The 24,055-nt window shown below is 63.5% G+C and carries 19 protein-coding genes; 6 read left to right on the top strand and 13 right to left on the bottom strand.

The window, feature by feature from the left end:
- Position 1: 1 nt before the first annotated feature.
- Complete coding sequence (locus SO140_RS01000) at positions 2-739, top strand: ABC transporter ATP-binding protein (RefSeq protein WP_449377753.1); 738 nt, start codon at positions 2-4, stop codon at positions 737-739.
- Complete coding sequence (locus SO140_RS00995) at positions 736-2,607, top strand: bifunctional sugar phosphate isomerase/epimerase/4-hydroxyphenylpyruvate dioxygenase family protein (protein WP_449377754.1); 1,872 nt, start codon at positions 736-738, stop codon at positions 2,605-2,607. The genes SO140_RS01000 and SO140_RS00995 overlap by 4 nt, the downstream gene beginning before the upstream one ends.
- Positions 2,608-2,661: 54 nt before the next feature.
- On the opposite strand, the gene SO140_RS00990 is transcribed toward SO140_RS00995, so the two are convergent.
- Positions 2,662-2,940: a hypothetical protein gene (locus SO140_RS00990; RefSeq protein WP_449377755.1), complete on the bottom strand. Its 279-nt coding sequence runs from the start codon at positions 2,938-2,940 to the stop codon at positions 2,662-2,664.
- A gap of 392 nt (positions 2,941-3,332) precedes the next feature.
- On the bottom strand, positions 3,333-3,674 hold the full coding sequence (locus tag SO140_RS00985) for a hypothetical protein (protein ID WP_449377756.1): 342 nt from the start codon (positions 3,672-3,674) through the stop codon (positions 3,333-3,335).
- A 392-nt stretch (positions 3,675-4,066) separates the two neighbouring features.
- On the opposite strand from SO140_RS00985, the gene SO140_RS00980 reads away from it, so the two are divergent.
- Positions 4,067-4,843, top strand: coding sequence for a LuxR C-terminal-related transcriptional regulator (locus tag SO140_RS00980; RefSeq protein ID WP_449377757.1), 777 nt, complete (start codon positions 4,067-4,069; stop codon positions 4,841-4,843).
- Between the two features lie 17 nt (positions 4,844-4,860).
- On the opposite strand, the gene SO140_RS00975 is transcribed toward SO140_RS00980, so the two are convergent.
- The 5 genes from SO140_RS00975 to SO140_RS00955 all read right to left on the bottom strand — a co-directional run bounded on the left by SO140_RS00975 (position 4,861) and on the right by SO140_RS00955 (position 11,696).
- Positions 4,861-6,282 (bottom strand): HlyD family type I secretion periplasmic adaptor subunit, encoded by a 1,422-nt coding sequence (locus SO140_RS00975; protein ID WP_449377758.1) that lies wholly within the window; start codon positions 6,280-6,282, stop codon positions 4,861-4,863.
- Positions 6,279-8,066, bottom strand: a complete 1,788-nt coding sequence (locus tag SO140_RS00970; RefSeq protein ID WP_474800114.1) for a type I secretion system permease/ATPase — start codon at positions 8,064-8,066, stop codon at positions 6,279-6,281. Before SO140_RS00970 ends, SO140_RS00975 begins: the two co-directional genes overlap by 4 nt.
- Before the next feature lie 131 nt (positions 8,067-8,197).
- Complete coding sequence (locus SO140_RS00965; RefSeq protein ID WP_449377760.1) at positions 8,198-8,656, bottom strand: hypothetical protein; 459 nt, start codon at positions 8,654-8,656, stop codon at positions 8,198-8,200.
- Between the two features lie 259 nt (positions 8,657-8,915).
- Entirely contained in the window at positions 8,916-10,016 is a 1,101-nt protein-coding gene (locus SO140_RS00960; protein ID WP_449377761.1) for a hypothetical protein, read from the bottom strand.
- Between the two features lie 507 nt (positions 10,017-10,523).
- A complete protein-coding gene (locus SO140_RS00955) occupies positions 10,524-11,696 on the bottom strand; it encodes an ABC transporter substrate-binding protein (RefSeq protein WP_449377762.1) in 1,173 nt (390 codons plus the stop codon).
- A gap of 301 nt (positions 11,697-11,997) precedes the next feature.
- Between SO140_RS00955 and SO140_RS00950 the strand changes: the two genes are divergently transcribed.
- A complete protein-coding gene (locus tag SO140_RS00950; protein ID WP_449377763.1) occupies positions 11,998-13,263 on the top strand; it encodes an NAD(P)/FAD-dependent oxidoreductase in 1,266 nt (421 codons plus the stop codon).
- Between the two features lie 148 nt (positions 13,264-13,411).
- Here SO140_RS00950 and SO140_RS00945 read toward each other — a convergent pair whose 3' ends face one another.
- The 3 genes from SO140_RS00945 to SO140_RS00935 all read right to left on the bottom strand — a co-directional run bounded on the left by SO140_RS00945 (position 13,412) and on the right by SO140_RS00935 (position 16,361).
- Positions 13,412-14,635, bottom strand: coding sequence for an ABC transporter substrate-binding protein (locus tag SO140_RS00945; RefSeq protein WP_449377764.1), 1,224 nt, complete (start codon positions 14,633-14,635; stop codon positions 13,412-13,414).
- 172 nt (positions 14,636-14,807) lie between these two features.
- Positions 14,808-15,131, bottom strand: coding sequence for a 2Fe-2S iron-sulfur cluster-binding protein (locus SO140_RS00940; protein WP_449377765.1), 324 nt, complete (start codon positions 15,129-15,131; stop codon positions 14,808-14,810).
- Between the two features lie 9 nt (positions 15,132-15,140).
- Positions 15,141-16,361, bottom strand: coding sequence for a cytochrome P450 (locus SO140_RS00935; protein ID WP_449377766.1), 1,221 nt, complete (start codon positions 16,359-16,361; stop codon positions 15,141-15,143).
- 77 nt (positions 16,362-16,438) lie between these two features.
- Between SO140_RS00935 and SO140_RS00930 the strand changes: the two genes are divergently transcribed.
- Positions 16,439-16,933: a MarR family winged helix-turn-helix transcriptional regulator gene (locus SO140_RS00930; protein WP_449377767.1), complete on the top strand. Its 495-nt coding sequence runs from the start codon at positions 16,439-16,441 to the stop codon at positions 16,931-16,933.
- A gap of 408 nt (positions 16,934-17,341) precedes the next feature.
- On the opposite strand, the gene SO140_RS00925 is transcribed toward SO140_RS00930, so the two are convergent.
- Positions 17,342-19,024, bottom strand: coding sequence for a tannase/feruloyl esterase family alpha/beta hydrolase (locus SO140_RS00925; RefSeq protein ID WP_449377768.1), 1,683 nt, complete (start codon positions 19,022-19,024; stop codon positions 17,342-17,344).
- 238 nt (positions 19,025-19,262) lie between these two features.
- Positions 19,263-21,119, bottom strand: coding sequence for a feruloyl-CoA synthase (locus SO140_RS00920; RefSeq protein WP_449377769.1), 1,857 nt, complete (start codon positions 21,117-21,119; stop codon positions 19,263-19,265).
- A 302-nt stretch (positions 21,120-21,421) separates the two neighbouring features.
- Between SO140_RS00920 and atzF the strand changes: the two genes are divergently transcribed.
- Positions 21,422-23,230 (top strand): allophanate hydrolase, encoded by a 1,809-nt coding sequence (atzF, locus tag SO140_RS00915; RefSeq protein WP_449377840.1) that lies wholly within the window; start codon positions 21,422-21,424, stop codon positions 23,228-23,230.
- Positions 23,231-23,329: 99 nt separating this feature from the next.
- Here atzF and SO140_RS00910 read toward each other — a convergent pair whose 3' ends face one another.
- Complete coding sequence (locus SO140_RS00910; protein ID WP_449377770.1) at positions 23,330-24,052, bottom strand: GntR family transcriptional regulator; 723 nt, start codon at positions 24,050-24,052, stop codon at positions 23,330-23,332.
- Positions 24,053-24,055 lie beyond the last annotated feature (3 nt).

Below are 24,055 nucleotides of genomic sequence, written 5' to 3'. Positions count from 1 at the left end.
CATGAGCGATCCGATCCTCTCGGTTCACAATCTCGTCGGCGGCTACGGCAAGATGACGATCCTGAACGGCACGACGTTTTCTGTGCCGCCGGCCACCATCACCACGATCATCGGCCCCAACGGCGCCGGCAAATCCACCGTGTTCAAGGCGATCTTCGGCCTCTTGAAGCTGCGCGAGGGCAAGATCAGCTTCGCGAATCGCGACGTCACGAACTTGAGCCAGCGTACGCTGCTCAATGCCGGCATCTGCTACGTGCCGCAGGGCCGCAACATTTTTCCCGAGCTGTCGGTGCGCCACAATATCGAGCTCGGCGGCGTCGCGGCCGCAAAGGACGTCGATCTACACACGCGCATCGAGGCCGCGCTCGATCTGTTCCCGGCGCTACGGCGCAAGTCGGCGCAGCAGGCTTCCACGCTGTCGGGCGGCGAACAAAAGCAGCTCGAGATCGCGCGCTCGCTCCTGCTGGAGCCAAAGCTCGTGCTGATCGACGAACCCTCGATTGGCCTGTCGCCGCTGATGGTGCAGCAAACCTTCGATATCCTAAAATCCCTGCGCGATCGCGGCGTGACGATCCTGATGATCGAGCAGAACGCCCGCTCGGCGCTGGAGATCTCCGATTTCGGCATCGTGCTCGAGCTCGGGCAGACCCGCATGGTCGACAAGGCACAGAAAATTCTGAACGATCCGCGCATCGGACAATTGTTCCTCGGCGGCGCCATGGAGGAGACAGCAGTATGAACAAGCGCTCGATCGCAACGGTCTCCCTCTCAGGCACGCTGGACGAAAAGCTCCGCGCCATCGCATCGGCCGGCTTCGATGCCGTCGAGATTTTCGAGAACGACCTGTTGTCGTTCGGCGCGAGCCCGCGCGAGGTGGCGCGCCTCTGCAAGGACCTCAATCTCGAGATCTGCGCCTTCCAGCCGTTCCGCGACTTCGAGGGCATGCCGGAGCCGCAGCGCGCGCGCAACTTTGCCCGCGCCGAGCGCAAGTTCGATTTGATGCAGGAGCTCGGCACCGATCTCCTTCTGATCTGTAGCAATGTCTCGCCGGCTTCGCTTGGTGGCATCGACCGCGCCGCGGACGATTTCCGCGAGCTCGGCGATCGCGCGGCAAAGCGTTCTCTACGCGTCGGCTACGAGGCGCTGGCCTGGGGCCGTCACGTCAACGACTACCGCGATGCCTGGGAGATCGTGCGCCGTGCCGACCATCCCGCGATCGGCGTCATTCTCGACAGCTTTCACGCGCTGGCGCCGAGCTTCCCGACACGCGCGATGGCCTCGATCCCCGGCGACAAGATCTTTCTGGTGCAGCTTGCCGATGCGCCGAGGCTCGAGCTCGACATCCTCTCCTGGAGCCGCCACTTCCGTTCCTTCCCCGGCCAGGGCGACCTGCCGGTCGGCGAATTCATGGAGGCGATCGCGGCGACCGGTTACACAGGCCCGCTGTCGCTGGAGATCTTCAACGACCAGTTCCGCGCCGGCTCCGCTGCGCAGACGGCAACCGACGGCCTCCGCTCGCTGATCCTGTTGCAGGACCGGCTCGCGGCGAAATGGCCGAAGCTCGCCGACAAGCAACTCGCACCGAAGGCGAAGACCCGCGGCACCGGCTTCGTCGAGTTCGCCGTCAACGAGACCAAGGCGGCGGAGCTTGCCGGCCTGTTCTCGCAGCTCGGCTTCCGCAAGACCGGCAAGCACCGCAGCAAGGCGGTGGAGCGCTGGACGCAAGGCAAGGTCGAGCTCGTGATCAACTGCGAGACCGACGGCTTTGCGCATTCGCACTACGTCACGCACGGTCCCGGCGTCTGCGCCATCGCGCTCGACGTCGACGATTCCGGCCGCGCCATGGCGCGCGCGGAAGCCCTGAAGGCACGCACCTTTTATTCTCCGGTTGGTCCCGGCGAGCTGGAGATTCCGGCGATCCACGGCGTCGGCGGCAGCCTCCTATATTTTCTCGACCAGGCCGGCAAGAACTGGGACACCGATTTCGAGGCGGTCGCGAGCAATGCCGGCGCCGATCAGCTTCTCGCCGTCGACCACATCGCGCAGTCGATGCCGTATGACGAGATGCTGTCCTGGCTCTTGTTCTACACCGGCATCCTCGATCTGACCCGGCTGCCACAGATGGAGATCGCGGACCCCCGCGGCCTCGTGCAGAGCCAGGCGATCATCAATGGCGACCAGAGCCTGCGCTTCGTGCTCAACGGCTCCTCGGCCAACCGCACACTACCGGCGCGCTTCATCTCGGAGTTCTTTGGCTCCGGCGTGCAGCACATCGCCTTCTCCTGCCAGAATATCTTTGCGACGGTTGCCGCCATGCGCAAGCGTGGCGCGGAGTTTCTGGAAATCCCCGACAATTACTACGACGACATCGAAGCCAAATACGATCTCGCGCCCGAGGTGATGGCGCAGCTTCGCGAAAACCAGATCCTCTACGACCGCGAGGGCGACGGCGAGTTCTTCCAGGTCTACACCCACATTTTCGACGAGCGTTTCTTCTTCGAGATCGTCGAACGGCGCAACTACCAGGGCTTCGGCGCAGCGAATGCCGCCATCCGCCTCGCAGCGCAGGCGCGCGAGGTGCGCCCCGCGAGCATGCCGCGGATCTGAGTGGATGCAGCACGTTTGGTGCTGCATCTGATGGCGAAAGCAACCAAGCTCCGACTACGCACCGGGCTTTCGACGATCTCCAGCAGGCATGAGCGCGGCATCCCAATCTCGATTGGGCAAGTTTCCGAGCAAGTTCGAGAGTTCAACCGCGAGCGCACGAAGCCGTGCATTCTCCTCGAGGAGCCGCAGAACTTCATCTGACGGCGATTCATCGTCGTCGAACTCTTCCAGAAGCTGTGGCGACAAGAGTCCGAACGCATCACTGGACGCGGTATTGTCCGCAGTTGAAATGACTTCCTGTTTCTCGCTGGGCGGCAAATATTCGTTACTCATGGTAAATCCCCGGAACACACCCCCAAGCCGTGTTCGAAGGAATTCACTGATTCGCCGGCGGATTTGAGTCTGAAATCGGACCAGCGCAAGGTCTCGCGGGCCGCCGATTGGCTCAATCTTTGCGTAGTACCTTAGGTGGTTCACAACCTCTGATCAGAGAAACGCTTAATGGGGGCTTAATGCTTTTGCGCAACTAATGGGTCACCAGCGCGAAAGTACGTCTTAGTCATAAAATGCGAACCGAGCCCCGCCCCCGAGGAGGCGAATCGGATGGGACTGCTTTTCATTGGCGTGCTGGCCGGAATTTTGATCGGCTTTGGCTTCTTTGCCCCCTCCCAGGGTTACTTCCTGGGCTGCGGCGCGCAACCCTGTTTTGACCGAGTCGCAATGGCTCAGCCGGCGGCGGCGAGGCCTGCTGCCCTCGGGCCGGATCCCTTGATTGCAAAAGCAAGTCCTGCGACCGCGGCAAGATCGGACAAGAGAGCGCTGGAGAAACCATCCGAGAAGAAGCGCGGCAACATCAATGTGGCCAGGGCAGCGCCTCCGACGACACGGATCCACGTCTCGCCATCCAATTCGACCGCGGAAGCGTCTGAGTCCGTACTGAACAAGGCAAAAGTTTCGATCGCAGCAAAGATGGAGAATCCGAACTCTGCCGAATTCAGCGATATGAAGCGGGCCATCAGGAAGAATACGTTGGGGCGTTCCGTGGACACCATTTGCGGGCGCGTCAAAGGGACGAATGCGTCAGGCGAGGAGACTGGAGAGAGACCCTTTCTCTATCTCGTGAAGGAGAACGATGCTTACGTCGTCGACGGACCGGCAAGCTCGGCGGCGGCGATCGCTTATCGCAACATCTGTGACTCAAGCGTGAGGTGAAATCGAAAAGGTCGCGATGGTTTGCGCGCGACCGAAGACCGGAGCGCGATCGCGACATCAGGCGCGGCCGTGCGATGAATTGCGTGGAAAGAGTTTCCTGGCAACTGAACTGACAGTTGCCCCGGCTCAAGAATGCGTAGGCCGGGCCGCAAGATGGGATTGAAGCATCGGCTTACCGATGCGCAATGCGTTGCGGTCGCGGAATTGGTGAGGTGAGCTTACAGAGTACTTTACATTCGAGGACATTATGCACGATCAGGTTCATTCTGCTGAACGGCTCAAAGAATCCCTGCAATTGCCTGTCCTGGCGCTCATCGAGCCGCTTACGCTCACGCGCACCAGCATCCTGAGCATTCTCAGGCGCGAACTGGCGTCGCTAGAGATTGTCGACATGGCGACCACCCACGGACTGGATTGTGTGCCCACACAGGACGTTCGTCTGGTCGTGCTGAGCATTGGGGACAAGCCACCGGACGATCGCACCGTCGAGGACGATCTTGCCGTGATCGCGGAGTGCTGCCTGAACGCCTCCATCGCCCTCATCTCCAATCGCGATGACGAGGCCACCGCACTCGCCGCGCTGCAGCGGGGTGTGCGAGGCTTCTTCCCCACCTCCCTTCCCATCGAAGTCGCCGTTGCCGGTCTGCGCCTTGTTCTGGCCGGCGGGGTTTACAGGCCTCTGCCGGTCATCGAGTTGAGCAAGGCACCCGGCCTCGACCAGCCATATCCGCGCGCGCTTGCATCAACGTACTCGAATGGCGACAGGAGCACGACCGACAGGAATACGACCGATTTCACACCTCGCGAGCAGCAGGTGCTGACGGAGCTTGAGCTTGGTCTGCCCAACAAGCTGATTGCCGCCAAGCTGAACCTTTCCGAAAACACCGTCAAAATGCATATTCAGCACATCATGCGAAAATGCGCCGCCCGCAACCGCACCGAAGCGGTTCTCCGCTGGAGCGGTCGATTGTCGGCTCATGGCCGCGACACCGAGGCGAACGCGTCTTCGATTCCCGAAGCCTAGGTGCCACCCCGCGGCACTCAATCCTCGCGGAACGCACCATGGAAACTGTCAAGCAGGGGCCTTAGGGTGTAAAGCGCAACGGTGCTGCGCCCTGTCGTGATGAAAACCTGAACCGGCATTCCCGGGGTGATCTGGATATCGTTTGCGGCGATCTGTGCGTCGTCGACGCGAATCCTCGTCGCGTAGTATGGCTGGTCGGTGCGCTTGTCGAGGAGCCGGTCGGCCGACACATGCGTCACTGTCCCCTTCAGCCGCGGCACACGACGCTGATTGTACGGCAGGAGATGCACTTCCGCATTCAGGCCCGGATGAACCACATCGATGTCCTCGGGCCTCAGGCGCGCGGTGACAATCAGACGATCCTGCCGGGGCACCAGATCCAACAGTGGAGCACCCGCTCCGATCACGCCTCCCGGCGTATGAACCCGGAGGTCGGTTACTACGCCGTCCTCGGGCGCCTTGATCTCTGTTCGCGACAACTGATCCTGGGCCGCCGGCAGCCGCTCGCGCAACTGGAAAATCTGGTTCTGTGCTTCACGCAACGCTTGTGCGATCTCGTTTTGCCTGTCGCTCTCGAGCTTGATGAGGTTTGCCTGCGATTCACCGATCACTTGCCCGGCACGTGAGATCTGTGCCGCGATCTCGCCCCGACGCCCCTCAATGTCAGCCACTTCCCGTTGAAGGTTCAAAAGGCGCGGTCGCCGCTCGAGGCCCTTGCTGACGAGGGTGGCGACCATGTCGAGTTCTTCCCGGGCAATGTCGATTCGCTGCGCGACGGCAGCCTCCTGGGCCTTGAGGCCCTCGATTTCCTTCTCGACCTGCCCTCGCCTCTCTCGAAGGACCGTCACCTGCGATTGAAACACCTTCCGCCGCGACAAAAAGACGGTCTGCTGCGTCGACAGAATGGTGGCAGCGGCCAGATTCGCGTTGGCGGCCTGCTCCAGCGTCTCCGAAAACGAGAGCTTCTCATATCCCCGCTGCTCGGTTTCAAGCCGGGCTTCGCGTGCCATTGCATCCCACAGTTGGCCCTGAAGGCTTTGTACTTCGGCACGAGCCCTGGTGTCGTCCAGCGCGATCAGTACCTGACCGCTGCGCACGACGTCACCATCTGAAACCAGGATCTTCCCGATGATGCCGCCTTCCAGATGCTGGATCGTCTTGCGGCTCGATTCCGATTCCACGACGCCGGAAGCGATCGCCGCGCTTTCCAGCGGTGCCAGGCTCGACCACGTACCCAGCCCCAGCATGAAGCAGAGCACGAGCAGATTGCCTGCGAGCGTGACGCCGCGGAGCCGCGAGCGTGGCGAGATCGGTGTCGGAGCCGTGCACCACGGAAACTCAAGGGGCTCGTAATCGTCGATTGCGGTGATGCCGATTCCAACCCGCCGCCCGGCGGGTGGGGTGCTCGGCGGAACGCGCGTTTTTGGTTTCCAGATCATGGGCGAACCGGTTGTCCCGGCACCTTGGCGGTTGCGGGCGCGCTCTCGGTTGGCGCGACTTGCGATATCACCTGGGGCCTGCTCAGATGCCGTTCGAAGATGTCCTCGCTTTCGCCGAACGCGACGACCGCGCCGCCTTCCATGATGGCGATCTTGTCCGTGGCTCCGAGAATACCCATTCGGTGAGTCACAACGACCACCATGACATTGGCGATCTTCAGTTGCTCGATGGCGTCCAGCAGCATCCGCTCCCCGGCGTAGTCGAGGCTGGCGTTCGGCTCGTCGAGAACGACGAGGCGCGGGTTGCGGAAAAAGGCCCGAGCAAGACCGAGACGCTGGCGATATCCGCGAGAGAAGGCCACGCCCCCGCTGGGAACCACGGTCTGGTAAGCTTGCGGCAGTCGCATGATCGCGTCATGGATGCCGACGAGCTTGGCGGTCTCGACGATCTCGCGTGGATCGGCATCGTCAAGACGCGCGATGATCTCGTTTATCGTTTCGCCAAGGAGATTGATGTCTTGAGGGAGGTATCCGAGGTGGCGACCGCCTCGCCCCTCGCGGAGCAGCGATACGTCGGCATTGTCGAGCAGAACGCGGCCGTGCGTTGGAATCGTGAGACCGGCGATGACTTGGCCAAGCAGCGACTTGCCCGAGCCGGACGGACCGATGATGCCAAGGCATTCGCCGGGCGCGAGACTGAACGAGATGCCTTTCAACGGGAAGTGGTTGGACCCGGACAACCTCAGGCTGACGTTGTCGACGACGAGACCGGTCAGCGGCTGCCGGGACGGGAATTCTGTGTTCGCCCTCGCCGCCGGGGTTGCGGCGAGCACGGCATCGAGTCGCCGATAGGCTTTCATCGCCGCCGCGAATGATTTCCAGCTTGCAATCGCACCTTCGACCGGCGCGATGGCACGGCCAGACATCAGTGTCGCCACGAAAATGATCGCCGGGCTCTTGCCGTAGTCGAGCACGAGCCACGCTGCCGCTCCCATGATCACGACCTGCGACAGCGCACGTAACGGCTTTGTCGCAAACATGATGAGCGCGTGCCGCGAGAGCGCAACATCGTGCTCCCTGCGCGCTTCTTGTGCGTCGTTGTATATCAGGCGCGCTGTGCCATCCGCCATTCCCATTGCACGGATCAAGTGAATATTGCCGATTGCAGCTGCGAGCCGGCCGTAGCTCCTAGACAATGCGGCGCCGGACTTGACCGTAGCATCGTCCATGAGGAGATCGCCTGCAAGCGTGAGGCCGAACAGCAGAACCACGCTGCAGGCCCCGACCACCCCAAGCAACGGATGAACGAGAAAAAGGACACAGAGAAAGAGGGGTGTCCAAAGCGCATCGAACAGCAGCGGGCATGCGCTGGATTCGACGAACTGGCGAAGAACCGTGAGATCCCGATATGTGTCCGGCGACTGGGCCCAATCGCCTCGAAAGGCGGTTTCGAGGCACGCCGAAAGCACCGAAGGACGAAGCCTGTCTTCAACCCACGCGCCAAGGCGGCCCAATAGAACGCGGCGCAATGCGTCGAGCACTCCACCGACTACGACTGTGAGCGCAACGATGAGGGTGAGCATCAGAAGCGTGTCGCCGCTCCGGCTCGACAACACCCGATCGTAGATCTGAAGCAGGTAGATTGAGGGCGCAAATAGCAGCAGATTGTAGCTGCAGCTATAAGCGAACACGAGGCCAAGCGGGGCCATGCAGGCCCGAAGTGCCGCTTCCAGCGAAGTCCGGGCCGGTGGCAGAAGCGGTTTTCGGAGGGGCGGCATCAGCATTTTTCGTAACCGCCGGAGATTTGGTTTGGCCTCACGCCTGCCTTCCGCTCGGGCATGACGACGAAGCATTGGCTGCAAATCGGGGGCCGGCGGCACGCGCCGCCGGTCCCCGTCACGCGACGAGCTGCTGGTCAAAGCACGTCGAAGTGGAAGTGCACGTCTCCACCTTGTGCGGAATTGAGGCTTCCACCGTCACCGCCGATACCGGCCGCCACGTCCTGGTGCTGGTCTACCCAGAGCTTGTTGATCTGGGTGGCATCCGTATTCGCGTAGACCTTGGAGGTATCGTAGCCACTTTCCGAGCTCTGGCTTCCGTTCGACGTGGCGGTTCCGCCATGGGCCTTTGCAAACCATGAGGCGGTCCCGTTCGCGCCGCCGGCGTCCCAGTCTGCCGTTTGCTTGACGTGATCGCCGGTGTTGACGTGGACGTCGGCACCTTCCGCCTTGTTGGTCGGGTCGAAGGTGAGCGTCGGCTTGTTGATGATGGCTCCCTTGAAGGTGCCATCACCGCCGTTTCCGACGCTTTGACCGCCGGTGTCGATCGATTTGAATCCGATTGAATCCGAAATGTGGACCGCTTTGGGCATCATTTGAGCCTCCCTGCGTTTGTTGATTTACACGCATCATCCATCCCGATCAGATGGACACGCTCCGCAACTCTGATCCTCGCATGCTCGGCGACGATAGATGTCAAATCGGACACCATCCGGTTTGATGGGCCTACGCACGAAAGTATGACCCCCGTGATGACATCTTGACGTCGCAGGCATCAGGGTGTGCCCGAGTGCTTGCATACGCGGCGGGTCGACGGCCAGCCGCGTTGCAATCGGACGAGCGACGCAAGTTTCGCTACGCCATCAAGTGCAGATCTGACAGAAGATGCGTGGAGAGATCGCCACCCAGTGCGAGATTGCCATGGCCTCCATCGCCGCCCACTCCGGCGATCTGGACCGCGCTCTGGTCGATGTGCACATCGTTGGTCTGATCCGCCACTGCCGTCGAATGCGGGCCGGCGATCGCGATATTGATGGGAGCATAGATCGCGACGCTGACATCGATCAGGTTCCCCGAGGAATGCCCGCTCCCGCCATTGCCGGCGCCGTTGGCCCCGGTCGCAATCGCATCGGAGCCGCCCCACAGGCTCTGAGAGAGAAAGCCGCCACCCATCGCAACGTTTCCGTTGCCCCCATACCCGCCGATGCCGGCTATCTGAAGGGCGGACTGGTCCACATACACGCTATTGGTCTGGATCGCGTAAGCGCTGGAGTTGTAACCCGCGACCGCAATGTTGATCGGGTCATACAGCACGAAGGACGTATGAACGAGCTCTCCATGAAAAGAACCGTCTCCGCCATTGCCGGCCTGGTTGCTCGATCCCCAGGCAGGATCGAGCGTGATGACGCTGCCGGCGACGTTGCCGTTTCCGCCGCTCCCGCCAACACCTGCGATCTGAACGGCCGACTGATTGATGTCCACCGCATTTGACTGGCTTGCGTACGCTGTGCCGCCTGGGCCAGCCACCGCAACATTGACCGGATGGTAGATCACGATGGGAGCGTCGACCAAAGCGCCGGAGAAATAGCCGGCGCCGCCGTTGCCGACACCACTGCCGCTGCCTCCCGACGCGAAATTGCCGTTACCGCCATCTCCCCCGACACCCGCCATCTGAAAGGCGGATTGATCGACATTCACGTCGTTGGTTTGCTCGGCCAGGGCAACGGAGCCGTATCCGACGGACACCGAAATGTTGATCGGCTCATAGATCAGAATCGAGGCATGAACGATGCCTCCATAAGAATAGCCATCTCCGCCATTACCGGCTGTGCTGCCTCCGCTTTGGATTGAGCCCCAGCCGAGCGATGGGTTGCCCGATCCAGATCCGAGTCCAGCGGATGGAGTGGCGTGGTGGCCACTATCGGGCTCGAAAGACACAGCATCGTGCCGGCTCATGATCCCGGTGGGAGAATGCGCCTCCTGGCCAGCGACCCACAGCCGGCTATGGGCGCCGGCTCCGTCGTCTCCGGACATCGGCATGGAGGAAGGCGCAGAGTCCCTCGATGTGGAAGCGAACCTGTCATAGCCATCATCGTCAACGGGATGGTGGTCGCGATGAAGCGGTACGATCGCGTCCGACGGGTACCGGAAATTCATGTCGCCTCCCTCGTCGCAACCGGACGGACCTCTCCCACGTCAAGGAGTGTCAGCCTGGGGAGGTCAAAAGCCGAGTCGTCAATTCGAGTGCAGCGATTCGAATGAGGACGTCAGATCGGCTACACCCATTTGGGAGCGGACAGCCGTCGCGGGAGCACTGAGTCTCTGCGAGCATGCCGTTAGATGTAACTCCTCACAGCTTGCGGCGAGAAGTCGCAATTCACACACCGTGGGAATTGCCGGCGAGGGGGCGCGGGCGAAGCTCGTCGCGCCCCCGTAAGAACGGAGAGAGGGAAAGGCGCGAGCTCACTTCATCGGGCACTTGTCGTGGAAGCGGTCCTGGTCGTCCTTGACGATGGTGGCGACCGTCTTCAGCGCGAGCTGGCCGTCGGCGTCCTTCACGACATCCTGGAGATAGAAGTTCTGGATCGGGATGTGGTTGTTGCCGTACTTGTAGGGGCCGCGCAGCGACTTGAAGTTGGCCTTTTCCATTTCGGCCTTCATCGCGTCCTTCTTGCTGGTGTCGCCCTTCACCGCCACGACCGCGCTGTTGATGAGCTGGGCCGCGTCATAGGCCTGCGCGCCGTAGTAGGTCGGGCGCAGGCTGGCGTACTTCTTGCGGTAGTCGGCGACGAAGCGTTTGTTCTCGTCGTTCGGGAGGTCGTTGACCCATTCCTGCGCACCGGGGACGCCCAGCGCATTGTCCTTCTGGAGCGGCAGCGAAAGCTCGTCGACGGTAAACGCCGTATAGAGCGGGATCTGGGTCTTCAGGCCCGCCTGCACATATTGATTGAGGAACTGCACGCCGGCGGCACCTGGATAGAACACGAAGATCGACTCGGCGCCCGAGGCGCGCGCCTTGGAGAGCTCGGCGGAGAAATCGAGCTGGCTCGGCCACACCGTATATTCCTCGCCCTTGATCTCGCCCTTGAAGGTGCTCTTGACGCCCGCGAGCATGTCCTTGCCCGCGGCGTAGTTCGGCCCGATCAGGAAGACGCTCTTGACGCCCTTCTGGTTCATGTACTGGCCCATCGCCTGCGGGGTCTGGTCGTTCTGCCAGGAGGTCGAGAAGACGTAAGGCGAGCACAATTCGCCGGCGAGCTGCGACGGGCCGGCATTGGCCGAGATCAGGAAGGTCTTCGAATCCACCGCCGTCTTGAGCGAGGCGAGCAGCACGTTGGACCAGATGTAGCCGACGATGAAATCGACCTTGTCGGACTGCACGAGCTTTTCGGTCTTCTGCTTGCCGACGTCGGGCTTCTGCTGGTCGTCCTCGTAGATCACCTCGACCGGCTTGCCGTCCATCTTGCGGCCGAGATGGTCGAGCGCGAGCTCGAAGGAGTTGCGCATGTCGTTGCCGATCACCGCGGTCGGGCCGCTGAAGGTGGAGACGAAGCCGATCTTGATGGTGTCGCCGGCCGATGCCGGGCTTGCCAGCGCGAGCGCAGCCGCACCCGCCAGCCAGAATGCCGTCCTCATACCCAGTCCCCTCCTCGTTCTCATTGCCCCGGACTGACGGATGGCCCGCTTCCGGATCGTTCTGTTAGGACGCAAAATCGTGAAAGCCGTCAATGGCTCAGCGCCCGCCTGCACCATAATTCGCCCCCATCCCCGATGGCAAGAACTATAGTTCTACTCACTTTGGCGAGGGCTGCGGCGCTTTTTCGCGGTCCCGTCGATACGCTGTCGCTATTCCTCAATTGATGACGGCTATTGGACCGCGACCCGATCTTCGCTCTTTAATGAGTGACGCACACCCAACGAATCGAGGGCAGCTTTCATGACTGCGAAACCCCACCGCGTCGTCATCGTCGGAGCCGGCTTCGGCGGGCTGGAGACGACCCACCGGCTCAGTGGCGCGGGCGTCGAGATCACGCTGATCGACCGCCGCAACCATCATCTGTTTCAGCCGCTGCTCTACCAGGTCGCGACCGCTTCGCTTGCGACCAGCGATATCGCCTGGCCGGTCCGCCACCTCATGCGGGCGCGGCGCGAAGTGACGACGCTGTTTGCGACCGTGAGCGGCGTTGATGCCGAGCGGCGCGCCGTGCTGCTCGATGACGGCAGCGAAGTTCCCTATGACACGCTGGTGCTCGCGACCGGCGTCCGCCACGCCTATTTCGGCCACGACGAATGGGAGCAGTGGGCGCCCGGCCTGAAGACGCTGGAGGATGCGACCACGCTGCGTCGTCACATCCTGCTCGCATTCGAGCGCGCCGAACGCGAGACCGATCCGGAGCGCCGCGCCGCGCGCCTCACCTTCGTCATCATCGGCGCTGGTCCGACCGGCGTCGAGCTCGCCGGCACCATCGCCGAGATGGCGCACCACACGCTGCCGGGCGATTTTCGCAACATCGACACGCGCAAGGCGCGCGTCGTGCTGATCGAGGCTGGACCGCGCGTGCTCGCCGGCTTTGCCGACGATCTCTCGGCCTATGCGCAGGCCTCGCTGGAGAAGATCGGCGTCGAGGTCGTCCTTGGCCAGCCCGTCACCGAGGTTGACCGCGATGGCGTGGTCTATGGCGGGCAGCGGCTCAATGCGAAGACCCGGATCTGGGCGGCCGGCGTGCGCGCCTCTCCCGCCGCCGAATGGCTGAATGCGCCGGCCGACCGCGCCGGCCGCGTCGAGGTTGCGGAAGATCTGACCGTGCCCGGCCATCCAGATGTCTTTGCCATCGGCGACACCGTCACCATTCCCGCGTGGGACGGCAAGCCGGTGCCCGGTATCGCGCCGGCGGCCAAGCAGCAGGGACGCTACGTTGCTGATCTCATCAAGGCACGGCTGCGCGGCGAGAAGCTCGGCCCGTTCCGCTACAAGCATGCCGGCAGCCTCGCGCAGATCGGCAAGCGCCTCGCGGTGATCGATTTCGGTCGGGTGAAGCTGCGCGGCGCGATCGCGTGGTGGATCTGGGGTATCGCCCACATCTACTTCCTGATCGGCCTGCGCCATCGCCTTGCGGTCGCGCTCACCTGGCTCTGGATCTACGTCCGCGACCAGCGCGCCGCGCGCCTGATCACGCAGGGCAGCAGCAAGGTGGTGGGGTAGACGGCTCTTCCCTTCTCCCCTTGGAGAAGGTGGCGCGAAGCGCCGGATGAGGGGTTGTTTCCGCACACTCAACTGCACGAGTTGCGTGCGCGGATAGCTCACCCGGCTTTGCTTCGCAAAGCGGGTGCAGCAGCGCTTGCGGCCACACTTACTTCACCAGCGCGCACCCACCCTCCGCCAATGGCCGAAACGCCTGGTCTGCGGGAATCGTCGAGACCAGCTTGTAATAATCGTACGGGTATTTCGACTCCTCCGGCTTCTTCACCTCGAACAGATACATCGGGTGCACGACGCGGCCATCCTGACGGATCGCGGTGTCGCCGAACAGCTTGTCCCTGCCGCTGAGTTTCTTCATCTCCGGCACGACGTCCTTTGCGTTGTCGCTGCCGGTGGCGGCGACCGCATTGAGATAAGCGAGCGTTGACGCATAGACGCCGGCCTGGTTGCCGCTCGGCATCTTGCCGTTCATGCCGGGCCGCGCCGCGAAGCGTTTTGCGAAGGCGCGGGTATCGTCGTTCATGTCCCAGTAAAAGGCTTCCATGAGCTGGAGGCCTTGTGCGACCTTCAGGCCCATGCCGTGGACATCGTTGATGAAGAGCAGGAAGGCGACGAGCTTCTGCCCGTTCTGCTGGATGCCAAACTCGGCGGCCTGCTTCACCGCGTTGATGGTGTCTCCGCCGGCATTGGCGAGCCCGATCACCTGCGCCTTCGAGCTCTGTGCCTGCAACAGGAAGGAGGCGAAATCGGCCGTGCCGAGCGGATGTTTCGAGGAACCGATTACCTTGCCGCCATGCGCCTCGATATATTTCTGCGCCTCCGCCTCGATACCCTTGCCGAGCGCGTAGTCCACCGTGAGGAAGTACCACTCCTTGCCGCCGTGCGAGATCATTGCCGCCGCGGTGGTGTTGCCGGTCGCCCAGGTGTCGTTGACCCATTGGATGGTATTGGGCGAGCAGGCCTTGCCGGTGAGGTCGGCGCTTGCGGTGGACGATGCGAGAAACGTCATGCGGCTGTCGCGCAGCAGCGTGTTGATGGAGAGACCGACCGCCGAATTCGGCACGTCGACGATCGCATCGACACCCTCGACGTCGAGCCATTTGCGCGCGATGGCCGCGCCGACGTCGGCCTTGTTCTGGTGGTCGGCATAGACGATCTCGACCTTGATGTTCTTGCCTCCACCGTTGAAATCTTCGGCCGCCATGCGCGCAGCCTCGACGGAGCCCATGCCGTTGGTGTCCTGGAAAATGCCGGAGATGTCGTTGAGCACGCCGATGCGCACGACGTTGTCGGATATTTCGGCGCTGGCTGTTCCGGCCATCAGGCTTGCCGCAAGTGCAAGCGTAAGTGCACGCGTCCACTTCAAGTTCTTCATCGTTCCCTCTCCTGTTGGCTTTTCGCTTCGCGGCACCGGTCGTTGCCGGCGGCGATCCGAACGCCAGACCTACCGCTTCAGACTCGCTTCAGACCTGCCGCTTGAGACCTGCCGCTTGAGACCTGCCGCTTGAGATCTGCCGCTTGAGATCTGCCGCTTCAGACTTGCCGCTTCAGATCTGCCGCTCCGGCAGGCGCAGCACGAGCCCGTCGAGCTCGGGCGTGATCTTGATCTGACAGGACAATCTGCTGTTGGCCGTACGCTCGGCGGCGGCGCCGTCGAGCAGAGCGTCCTCGTCATCAGCCATCGCCGGCAAGCGCGCGAGCCAGCCATCGTCGACATAGACATGGCAGGTCGCACACATTGCGTTGCCGCCGCACTCGGCCAGAATGCCGTCGAGGCCGTGGCGGGTCGCGGCCTGCATGGCGCTCTCGTCATCGCTGACGTCAATACGTTCGCTCTTGCCGCCGGAGTGAATGAAGGTGATCGCAGGCATCAAGGATCCTCAGGCCGGAGTGACGGTGACTGGGAGGCTGTCGAGCCCGCGCAGCGTGTTGTTGAACCGGCGCTTCGGCTCGCCCGTGATCTCTATCTTCGCGATTCGTCGCGCCAGCGCCGACAACATCACCTCGCCCTCGAGGCGTGCGACGAGCTGGCCAACGCACATGTGAATGCCGGAGCCGAAACCGACATGGCCGGAGGTGCGGCGGGTGATGTCGTAGGTATCGGGCTTATCCCAGCGCCGCGGATCGCGATTGGCAGCACCAAGGAACATCAAAACCTTCTCGCCCTCGCCGATCCTGGTGCCGCCGAGTTCGACCTCGCGCGTGGTCGTTCGGAAGAAGGTCTGGACCGGGCTTTCGAAGCGCACGGCCTCCTCGAAGGCATTGCGCGCCAGCGTCGGATCATCGCGCAGGCGCTGCCATTGATCGGGAAAGCGTGCGAGGCAATAGACCGCGGCGCCGATGCCGTTGACGGTGGTATCGAGCCCCGCCGACAGCAGCGAGCGCACCAGGAGCGGCGCCTCGGTCGCGGTGATCTCGCCCTCGTCGACGCGGGCGTGGATGCAGGCGCCAAACCCGCCTGGCGCGAGGTTCTCACGCTGGCATTGCTCGGCGATATAGGCCTGATGTGGCGCCGACCGCTCGATTGCCTCTTGGCGCAGCTGGTTCGGTGGACCGAAGGCGTTGAACACCAGGCTCGCATAGGGGATGAGATGCTCACGGCCCTCCGGCCTCAAGCCCAGCGCATCGGGGAAGATCGAGAGCGGATAGGCTTCGGCGAGCTCGGCGATGGCATCGAAACTGCGCTTCTCCAGCAGCACATCGACCCGCTCCTCGGCCGCCGCAGCAAAACGGTCGCGCACCTGCTTCATCACCGTCGGCGACAGCACGCGCGAGAGCACGGTGCGGGTGCGCGTATGCGCGGGCGGATCGGCTTCCAGGATCAGGCTCGGCGGCCGCCACGGCTTCTCCTTCTTGAAGTCGCTGAGGCCCACGCCGCGGCTGGAGCAGAAGGTCGTGGGATCGTTCAACACCGCATGGACCTCGGCATAGCGCGCGACGCCGTAGACGTTCCATTTGTCGAGATAGACCACGGGACCGGCGTCGCGCAGCACGTCATGGGTGGGGAAGGGATCGGCGAAGAACCCGATCGCGAAGGGATCGACAACGAGATGCGGGATGGCGGGCGGGCCGCCGGTCGAAGCGGAGCTGGCTGCACTCATTTACATCCTCCCAATTTTGCGCTTGTGGAGCGCACGCGCATGTCCTTATTTCTGTCGCGCATGAACCGAGCCCCGAGATGACCGCGCCCTCGACCCGAAGCCATAAGACGCCCGCTGAAGCGGGGCCGACGCTCGACCTCGAGCGTTACGTTCCGGCCTTCATCACCTTCATCGCCAACAAGCTCTCGAACAGCGCCACCGCATTCTATCAGCGCGAGTTCGGCGTCAACGTCACGGAATGGCGGATCATGTCGCTGCTGGCGATCGAGCCGGGCATTCCGGCCTCGCGCATCTGCCACGTCATCGGCTTCGACAAGGGGCCGGTGAGCCGGACATTGGCCAGCCTGGACAAGCGCGGGCTGGTGGCGATCCGCAGCGATCCCAATGACGGGAGGACGCACTCGATCTCGCTCACCGCAAAAGGCCGCGCCACCCATGACAAGGTGATCGTCGCCGCCTTCGCGCGCGAGCGGCGGCTGCTCTCGTGCCTGTCCAAGAACGAGCAGGAGGTGCTGATCGATCTGCTGCGCCGGCTGCACGAGAATCTCGGCGCGGTCACCGGCGACACGTGAGGGCGCGCCCCGCGCGCGCGGCGTGTCGCGTTCACCTGGCATGCGCCGGCGATTGCCGGCGGCAGCATTCCTGCCGAACATGAATCCTCCCATTTGAGCGCAGCGGTTTCTCCGCCATCATCCTGCTTGCGAAGGACTCGCATAAATTAGTTGCTTAAGCAACAAAAATTTCAAAGTGCATTTTGAGACAGGAGCGTTGGCCTAGTGAAGATGTCCGATGTTCCGTGTCCCGGACGCGGCACGGCATTCCGGGCGATGCAAAGCATCGTCCCGTACGACGCAGAGCCGGGACCAGGCAGCATGGGCCCCGGCTCAACGGTGCACCACCATAGCGCGTCGAAGACGCGCGTGAACGCGCTTTTGGTGTTGCGCCGCGTCCGGGGCACGAGATCGCACTTCGTCTCTCAGTTACGGCGCCTTGCAGACAAAGTTCGCGGCATCCTCGATGTTGCCCGTGCCGGAGTAGGCCGCATAGGACGGATATGGACAGAGCGGCCGGGTGCGGTTCGCGCTCCACGTCGCCGGAACTTCCTTGTTCGCGGGGTTGATCGAGGCGACGATCCACTCCGGCGCCTTGCCCTGCTCGACCCAGTCGGTCAGTGCGGTCAACGCATCGAACTTGTCGAGCGTGACGCCGCCGCCACAATGCGTACCACCGGGCATGGTGAAGAGGCGCGCAAAATTATTCGCGTTGCCCTGCGCGTTCCTGCTCAGCCGATCGTACCAGCGGATGGTGTCGTTGACCGAGAACACCGGATCGGCCTGGCCGTGATAGATCAGCATCTTGCGCCCTGCCTTTTGCAGGCCAGCGAGCTTGGGATCGTCGACGTCGGGCGGCGTCATGAAGTCCATCGCCGATTCCGTGAAGGTGCCCTCCTTGGCAAAAATCTTTGGTGCGTCCTTGTCGAAGTCATAGGCCTTCAGCGCGTCGATGAGCTTGTCGCTACTTCCTTCCACAGCAACGGGCGGCGTCGAGAAGATGTAGTTCAGCGACGCGGCGCCCATGGTCGCGATAATCGGAAAATTGTTCCAGGGCGCGACGGGGCTCTCGATCTTCCAGGCGCGCCAATTGCCGGTGCCGATGCCACCGTCGAGCGGCCAGTCCGAATAGAGCGCTTCGCCCTTCGAATTCTTCGGCCCGGCGAGGCTGGTCTTCAGCGCGTCGACCTTGGCTTCCGACAGGCAGGCATTGGTCTGGCCCGGTGCGCAAACGAGAGTCTTGAGATCCAACGCCTTCTGGCACGCGGCGAGATTGGCCGTGAGGCCATCCTTGGCGCCATCGAGCGCGTCGCAGGCCTCGGTGATGCGCGAGGCGATTGCTTGCGCATCCTCCTTGGTGATCGACTTGCGCAGATCCGGATCGGCCTTCAGGAAAGCCTGCACGTCCCAGGCGTGCTGGACCGCAGCGCGCGGCAGATCGAAGCCGGGATTACCGACGAGGAAGCCGTCATAATTTTCCGGCATGCGCGAGGCTGCCACCATCGCATGACGTCCGCCGTTCGAGCAGCCCGCCATGTAGGAACGATCCGGCTGGCGGCCGTAATGCAGCGCGATCATCTTCTTCGCAACCGGCGAGAGCGTGATGTCGGCGGCATAGCCGTAGTCGCGCCGCGCCTGCGGATCGAGCCCGAAGGCCGCACCTGCGGCGAGCCCGAGCGATTTATTGGCGGGATCGGAGCCGGAATGTCCGCTGTCCGACGACAGCACCGCAAAACCGCGCGCGAGCGGCACCGTGCCGCCGGAGGCCCAGCCATCCGGCTTGTCGCCGAGTGCGGGAACGACGACACCGTCGTTGCCACCATTGACCTGGTGCAGGAAGCGGCCGTTCCACTCGGCCGGCAACCGCAGCTCGAACTGGATGGCATAGGACTTTCCGTCCGCGCCGGTGCGTTGGTTGGCAAGGCCGGTCACGATGCAATGCTTGGGCAGGCCGTTGCCGGCCTCCTGAAGCTTGGAGCTGACGATCTCGACGCCGGCGACGGACAGCGACGCCGTGGTGACCGGCGAGCAACCCTCGCCCTCGGCGCGAGCGAGCGCGGTGGATCCAAGAAGGGCAGCCAGCGCGGCTGCCGAAATCAAGCCAGACCTCACGGCGGCCTCCCTATTTGATTATATTTGATAACTATTACACACGATCTATATTTTGACAAGTCGCGGACGCGGCGCAGCGCCCTTGGCGATGCGACGCAGAGCAGAGACCCAAGGTGCGGTCTTCAAAGACAGGGCACCGGCTCTGTAGCGCATCACCATAGCGGGTCGAAGACGCGCGTGGACGCGCGTTTGGTGCTGCGCCGCGTCCGGGGCACGGGATTGTGCCGAGATGTTCAGTTTACCTGGCGCAGCCGATCCATTCGGCCGACGCATCGTCGTCCAGCCGCGCCATGGCCTCGGCGCGGCGCATCAGCACGGCGCGCTGGTTGATATAGCCCTTGTCGGTGATCTCGCCGCCGTCGACCGACGGCGGCTCGGCCAGCAGCAGCGCACGCGTGGCGTGGCCGGAGGAATTTGCGCCTTGCGCCTTCAACTTCGCGAGCCCCTGCGCGATCGCGCTCCTCACCTTGTCGTGGCCGAGCACCTCGCTCACGGCGGCTGTATCCGAAAGCCCCGCATGCGCACGGCAGACCGGAATGTTGGGAAATACCAGGAAGCGCACCTCATCGCCGCCGTGGCCGGTGACGACGATGTCTTGCGCCAGGGGCGCGAGCGCGGTAATGCCCGCGACGCGCAAGGTGCCGACGCTGACCCAGGTACCGGAGTTGAGCTTGAAGTCCTCGGCGACACGGCCATCGAAGAACAGGCCGCGCTCGGGGCGGGCGCTATCGGCGAATTTCACGGCATCGCCGATGAGGTAAAACCCCTCCTCGTCGAAGGCCTGCTTTGTCAGGTCCGGGGCTTTCCAATAGCCTGGCGTGACATTCGGCCCGCGCACGCGCACCTCCAGCTTGTCACCGGAGGTGACGAGTTTGAGCTCGGTGCCCGGGATCGGGACGCCGATATTGCCGGAGCGTTCGGCGAGGAAGTGGCAATCGGTCGCGAGCGGCGAGGTTTCAGTCGAGCCCCAGGCCGACACCATGGCCAGCGCGCGACCGACGGTCGCGATCGAGAGCTCCTCGAGTGCATCCCAGAGATTCTGTGGCAGCGCCGCGCCGGCGTAGAAGGCGAATTTGACCTCGCCGAAGAAACGCCGCCGCAATTCCTCGTCGCTGCGCAGCGCCGAGATCAGCATGTCGAAACCGCGCGGCACGTTGAAATAGACCGTCGGCATCACGCTTTTCAGATTGGCAAGCGACGTCGCGAACAAGCCAGGCGCCGGCTTGCCGCCGTCGATATAGAGCGAGCCGCCATTGCGCAGCACGAGATTGAAATTGTGGTTGGCGCCGAACGTATGGCTCCAGGGCAACCAGTCCAGGATCACGAGGTCGCCGCCTTGCGCGAGAAAGGTCCAGGTCTGCGCCTTGGCCTGCTGGCTCGAGGTCAGCATGCGCTGGGTGTTGATCACCGCCTTGGGCGTGCCCGTCGAGCCCGAGGTGAACAGGAATTTTGCGATCGTGTCCGGCGTCAGTGCGGCGAAAGCTTTGGCGACGTCGGCAGTTTCCGGCGTCGCGGCGAGGGCGCGGAAGGACAACGCCTCAGTGTCGTCGGGATTGCCGCTGACGATCTCCGCCTGATGCAACGGCCTGATCGCCGCGAGCGCCGCAGCAAACGGCTTTGTGTCGCTGACATAGACCGCGCCGGGCTGAAGCAGGCCGATCATGCTCTTGAGCTTGTCGAAGTCTTTGGACATCAGCGAATAGGCCGGCGATATCGCGGCCGAGGGCACGCCGACATGCTGGGCAGCCAGCGCAAGCAGCGCATGATCGACGCTGTTGTCGGAGAGGATGACGAGCGGACGCTCGGTGCTCAGGCCTTCCGCGAGGATCCAGGATGCCAGCGAGCGCACCTGCCGCAGCGCCTGCGCGTAGGTGACGGTGGTCCAGGGCGCATCGGGCTTGCCCCGCTCCGCGAGAAAGACTTTGTCCGGCGTTTGCCGCGCCCATTGCTCCAGCCAGTCCCCGATGCAGCGCGCGGCCTCACGCAAGGGCTCGGGCGAGCGCAGCACGATGCTGCCGTCGGCGCGATGCTCGGCGACCGTCTTGGGCGTTGCGAACAGGCTGGAAGCCTCATCGCGTGCGGCGGCCATGGTCATGGGTCGTCCTCCTGGCCAGCGGCCTCGTGCGGGCCGCTTTGGCGATAATGTTGGGCAGCACCAGTGCCATGTCGAGGAGAGGATCGGCAAGGCAAACGGGGAGACCAGCGATCTGCTCAAAACTTGAGCAGATGCACGCACCCGGGCGTTACCCACGCACCACTGCCGGCGGGCGCTTATTCTCGTAACTGCATGATCTTTCGGTAATATCCGGATCAGGCGACCTGCCCGGATTGTGTACACAATGGCACATCGTTTGCTTCACGCCTGATGAGGATTCGTTGCCGGAGTTTTTTATTGCCATGGGGGCTGACCAGCCAGAGACGGTCGCCGCGATTCTAGCCGCGCATCGCGCGGGCGCGATGACGCCGGCGCAGACGATCGCACGCAGCTATCAGCGCATCCGCAACTGTGGCGATGATGCCGTCTTCATCAGCCTGCGCGACGAGAAGGACGCGATTGCGGAAGCCGAGAAGCTCGCAGCGCGAAAGGATGCGGCAGGCCTGCCGCTCTACGGCGTGCCGGTCGCGGTGAAGGACAATATCGACGCGCTGGGCTTTCCGACCACCGCCGCCTGCCCGGCTTTCTCCTACACGCCGACACATGACTCCACCGCCGTCGAGCGCCTGCGCGCTGCCGGCGCCATCATCATCGGCAAGACCAATCTCGATCAGTTCGCAACCGGCCTCGTCGGCGTGCGCTCGCCTTACGGCATTCCTAAAAATCCGATCCGCGAGGATCTCATTCCCGGCGGGTCGAGCTCGGGGTCGGCAACGGCCGTCGGCGCCGGCCTCGTGCCGCTCTCGCTCGGCACCGACACCGCAGGAAGTGGCCGCGTGCCGGCGATGCTCAACAATATCGTCGGGCTGAAGCCGAGCCTCGGCATGATCTCGACCGCAGGCCTCGTGCCCGCATGCCGCACGCTCGACTGCATTTCGGTCTTCGCCTTGACGGTGGACGATGCCGCGCTCGCGCTCTCCGTGATGGCGGGGCCGGACCAGGCCGATCCGTTCTCGCGCGACCGGCCGCTCGGCGCCATCACGCCGTTCCCGGCCAACGTTCGTCTGGGCATACCGCGCAACGGGCAACTGATCTTCTTCGGCGACAAGAAATCGGAGGCTGCCTATGGCGAGGCCTTGAAGCGCTGGACGGCGCTCGGCGCCGTTCTCGTCGAGTTCGACCTCGAGCCGTTCTACGAGACCGCGCGGCTGCTCTATGAGGGACCTTGGGTCGCCGAGCGTTATCTCGTGATCCGCAATCTCCTCGCCTCCGCGCCAGATGCGATCCATCCGGTGACGCGCGAGATCACCGCCGCCGGTGCGCGGCTCACCGCGGCCGAGACCTTCTCCGCGCTCTACCGCCTGCAAGGGCTGCGCAAGATCGCTGAGCGCGCCTTCGCGCATCTGGACGCGCTCGTGCTGCCGACGGCGCCGACCGTTTATTCGACCGCGCAGGTGCTCGCCAATCCGATCGAGCTCAATAGCCGGCTCGGCACCTACACCAATTTCGTCAACCTGCTCGATCTCTGCGGCCTGGCGCTACCGGCATCGATGCGACCCGATGGCGCGCCGTTCGGCATCACGCTGCTCGCACCTGCTGGTCGCGATGGATTCCTTGCGAGCATTGGCCGCGTGTTCCACGCCGACACAAAGCTCAGCATCGGCGCGAAGGGCATTGCGCAAGCACCGCTCGCTCCGCTGCCGGCCAACAGCGCCGACGAGATTCCGATTGCCGTGGTCGGCGCGCATCTGTCCGGCATGACGCTGAACGGCGAGTTGAGGGCGCTGAATGCTCGACTGATCGAAGTAACGAAGACGGCGCCGGACTACAAACTCTACGCACTCGACACGACGCCACCAAAGCCCGGAATGCTGCGCGTCGAAGCCGGCAAGGGGGCCGCGATCGAGCTGGAGATCTGGTCCTTGTCGGCGCCGGCCTTCGGCAAGTTCGTCAACGCGATCCCGCCGCCGCTGTCGGTCGGCAGCATCAGGCTCGCCGACGGCCGCAGCGTGAAAGGCTTCATCGTGGAGCCGGAGGCGCTGGGCGCAGCGCGCGACATCACGAACTACGGCGGCTGGCGCGCGTATATGGCGGAAGTGGCGACAGTGTAGCTATCTCTCGTAGGGTGGGCAAAGCGAAGCGTGCCCACCATTGGTACCGCGAGAAAAGTGGTGGGCACGGCGCTGCGCGCCTTTGCCCACCCTACGACATCACACCGACACCGCGTAGATCTCATACTCCCCGCGCACCAGCTCGATATGCGCGCGCATGGCGGCGGCGGCGCCTTGCTTGTCGCCGCGCATGATGGCGACGACGACGCGATCGTGCTCGGCCTGCGACTTTGCGAGACGGCCGAGATTGCGGAACTGGGCGCGGCGGAACGGCTGCACGCGCACGCGAGTGGCGAGCGTGATTTCGGCGATGTAGCCGTTCTGCGAGCCGGCATAGATCGCATTGTGGAAGCGCTCGTTGACCTCGTGGAATCGTTCCGGATTGCCGGTATAGCTCAGCACCCGCAGCTCCTCGTGAATGGCTTCCAGACCATGGCGCTCGCCCGCCGACATCCGCTCGGCCGCAAGTCCGGCGCACAAGGCTTCCAGCTCCGCCATCGCCTCGAACATGCTCGTCAGCCGCTCGATCGAGGGCTGCGCCACCACCGCGCCGCGATGGGCGCGCGCCTCGACGAGGCCACTTGCCACGAGCTGACGCAGCGCTTCGCGCACCGGCGTGCGCGAGACGTTGAAGCGTCGCGCGATATCGGTCTCATCCAGCGGCGCACCTGGCGGCAACGTGCCGCGCACGATCTCGTCCGCGAGCTGAAGCCGCAGCTCCTCGGCGCGCGTGACCTTCTCCACCGAAGGCAGCGGCCGGTCAACGCGCGGCACCATCGTCTCAGGCGGCGGGGCTCCGGGCGGAAGGTCGTCAAGCGTCATGCG

This window comes from Bradyrhizobium sp. UFLA05-108 (assembly GCF_059803455.1).
This window is presented reverse-complemented; position numbering and strand designations above follow the sequence as displayed.

Excerpts from the sequence above, each read along its gene's own strand:
- SO140_RS01000 (WP_449377753.1), top strand. The coding sequence starts at position 2 with ATGAGCGATCCGATCCTCTCGGTTCACAATCTCGTCGGCGGCTACGGC.
- SO140_RS00995 (WP_449377754.1), top strand. The coding sequence starts at position 736 with ATGAACAAGCGCTCGATCGCAACGGTCTCCCTCTCAGGCACGCTGGAC.
- SO140_RS00990 (WP_449377755.1), bottom strand. The coding sequence starts at position 2,940 with ATGAGTAACGAATATTTGCCGCCCAGCGAGAAACAGGAAGTCATTTCA.
- SO140_RS00980 (WP_449377757.1), top strand. The coding sequence starts at position 4,067 with ATGCACGATCAGGTTCATTCTGCTGAACGGCTCAAAGAATCCCTGCAA.
- SO140_RS00975 (WP_449377758.1), bottom strand. The coding sequence starts at position 6,282 with ATGATCTGGAAACCAAAAACGCGCGTTCCGCCGAGCACCCCACCCGCC.
- SO140_RS00970 (WP_474800114.1), bottom strand. The coding sequence starts at position 8,066 with ATGCTGATGCCGCCCCTCCGAAAACCGCTTCTGCCACCGGCCCGGACT.
- SO140_RS00965 (WP_449377760.1), bottom strand. The coding sequence starts at position 8,656 with ATGATGCCCAAAGCGGTCCACATTTCGGATTCAATCGGATTCAAATCG.
- SO140_RS00960 (WP_449377761.1), bottom strand. The coding sequence starts at position 10,016 with ATGAGCCGGCACGATGCTGTGTCTTTCGAGCCCGATAGTGGCCACCAC.
- SO140_RS00955 (WP_449377762.1), bottom strand. The coding sequence starts at position 11,696 with ATGAGGACGGCATTCTGGCTGGCGGGTGCGGCTGCGCTCGCGCTGGCA.
- SO140_RS00950 (WP_449377763.1), top strand. The coding sequence starts at position 11,998 with ATGACTGCGAAACCCCACCGCGTCGTCATCGTCGGAGCCGGCTTCGGC.
- SO140_RS00945 (WP_449377764.1), bottom strand. The coding sequence starts at position 14,635 with ATGAAGAACTTGAAGTGGACGCGTGCACTTACGCTTGCACTTGCGGCA.
- SO140_RS00940 (WP_449377765.1), bottom strand. The coding sequence starts at position 15,131 with ATGCCTGCGATCACCTTCATTCACTCCGGCGGCAAGAGCGAACGTATT.
- SO140_RS00935 (WP_449377766.1), bottom strand. The coding sequence starts at position 16,361 with ATGAGTGCAGCCAGCTCCGCTTCGACCGGCGGCCCGCCCGCCATCCCG.
- SO140_RS00930 (WP_449377767.1), top strand. The coding sequence starts at position 16,439 with ATGACCGCGCCCTCGACCCGAAGCCATAAGACGCCCGCTGAAGCGGGG.
- SO140_RS00920 (WP_449377769.1), bottom strand. The coding sequence starts at position 21,119 with ATGACCATGGCCGCCGCACGCGATGAGGCTTCCAGCCTGTTCGCAACG.
- atzF (WP_449377840.1), top strand. The coding sequence starts at position 21,422 with ATGGGGGCTGACCAGCCAGAGACGGTCGCCGCGATTCTAGCCGCGCAT.
- SO140_RS00910 (WP_449377770.1), bottom strand. The coding sequence starts at position 24,052 with ATGACGCTTGACGACCTTCCGCCCGGAGCCCCGCCGCCTGAGACGATG.